The organism is Paraburkholderia sp. BR14320 (genome assembly GCF_040948665.1).
In the GTDB taxonomy this organism is placed as follows: Bacteria; Pseudomonadota; Gammaproteobacteria; order Burkholderiales; family Burkholderiaceae; genus Paraburkholderia; species Paraburkholderia youngii.
This window is the reverse complement of record NZ_JBFPKG010000177.1, coordinates 1-1,524: the sequence shown is the minus strand read 5'-3', so window position 1 is coordinate 1,524 and position 1,524 is coordinate 1. Positions and strand designations below refer to the sequence as shown.

1 protein-coding gene and 1 pseudogene are annotated in these 1,524 nt (G+C 66.3%); both read right to left on the bottom strand.

Translation table 11 applies throughout. The features are described 5' to 3' along the window. Window positions 1-1,058 (bottom strand): annotated as a pseudogene (locus AB3X89_RS39650) (condensation domain-containing protein); the annotation flags it as partial. Between the two features lie 119 nt (window positions 1,059-1,177). Then, the coding region (locus AB3X89_RS39645; protein WP_368587987.1) for a phosphopantetheine-binding protein at window positions 1,178-1,524 on the bottom strand (347 nt) is incomplete at its 5' end.

Sequence of the window (1,524 nt, the reverse complement as noted above, 5' to 3'; positions counted from 1 at the left end):
ACCTGGAACAGCGGCGTGTGATCAAGCGCCCGGGGCGGCTGCACGATCTCCACCACCTGCTCGAATGGCAGGTCCTGATGCTCCTGCGCCCCCAGGGCCGTACGCCGTGTCCGCTCCAGAAGCGTCGCCACGTCCGGCCCGCCCGACAGGTCCACCCGGAGCGCCAGCGTGTTCACAAAAAAGCCGATCAGCTCCTCGATCTCGCGCCGGCCGCGGTTGGCACTCGGCACCCCGATCACAATGTCGTCCTGCCCCGACAGACGCGAGAGCACCGCCGCCCAGCCCGCCAGCACCGTCATGAACAGCGTCGTGCCATGCTCACGGCCCAGCCGCCTGAGTTCCCGCGTGAGCTCCGCATCGATCTCCACCGGCACCGTGGCGCCGGCAAACGACTGGCGCGCCGGGCGCGGCCGGTCCGTCGGCAACGCGAGCATGGACGGTGCGCCTGACAGGGCCTCGCGCCAGTACTGCGCCTGACGCTGCAGCCGCTCCCCGGAGAGCCATTGCCGCTGCCAGGCCGCATAATCGGGATACTGGATCGCCGGCACCGGCAGGGGATCGGCCTGTCCCGCCACGAACGCCCGGTACAGGCTGCCCAGTTCCCGTACCAGCACCCCCACCGACCAGCCGTCCGAGACGATGTGATGCTGCGTCAGCAGGAAGACATGCTCCTGCTCCGACAGCCAGATCAGGCGCCCCCGGACCAGCGGCCCGCGCGCCAGATCAAAAGGCATGCACGCCTCTTCGGCGCACAGCGCCACAAGCGCCGCCGCCGCATCCGGCCGCTCCCGCAGGTCGTGCTCCAGCACGGGCAGGCCCGTGCCGGGTGGCAGGATCTCAACCCGGGGCCCCTCCTCCGCATCAACGAAGACGCTGCGCAGCGCCTCGTGGCGCGCATACAGCTGATCGAGGCTGCGTCGCCACGCCGCGCGATCCAGCCTGCCCTGCAGCCGCCACCCCAGCGGAACGTGGTAGCGGGCACTGTCCTTGTCCAGCTGTGCCAGAAACCACAGCCGCTGCTGCGCAAACGACAACAATAGAACGTCTTCGCGGCCTATGGTTTGTATCAATCTAGGCTTTCGCTTACCGTCATTACGATTTCTGTCTTTGGCAAGTAAGACAAGCTTGGTTAAGTCATCAATATCGAGATCTTCTAACTCGATCCTAGTTGGATCTGTCATGTCCGCATTCCCAAAGAAAGCAGGTTCCGAAGTTCATCAGGATCGAATTCTCGTTCGATCAAAGCGATAGCAGTCATACGGGCCAGATCGGCCAGCACCGGCCGCGCAAACAGCATCGCCAGCGACAGTTCCACACCCGCAATCTGCGACAGCCGGCTGAGCAGCCGCACGGCCAGCAGCGAATGACCGCCGAGCTCGAAGAAGTGGTCATGCCGACCGACCCGCTCCAGACCCAGCAGCTCCGCCCACAGCTGCGCCAGCACCGTCTCGAGCTCCCCGCGCGGCGCCTCGTAGCCCCGCCGCGCATACGCATCGTCAGCCGGCGCGGGCAGTGCCTTGCGGT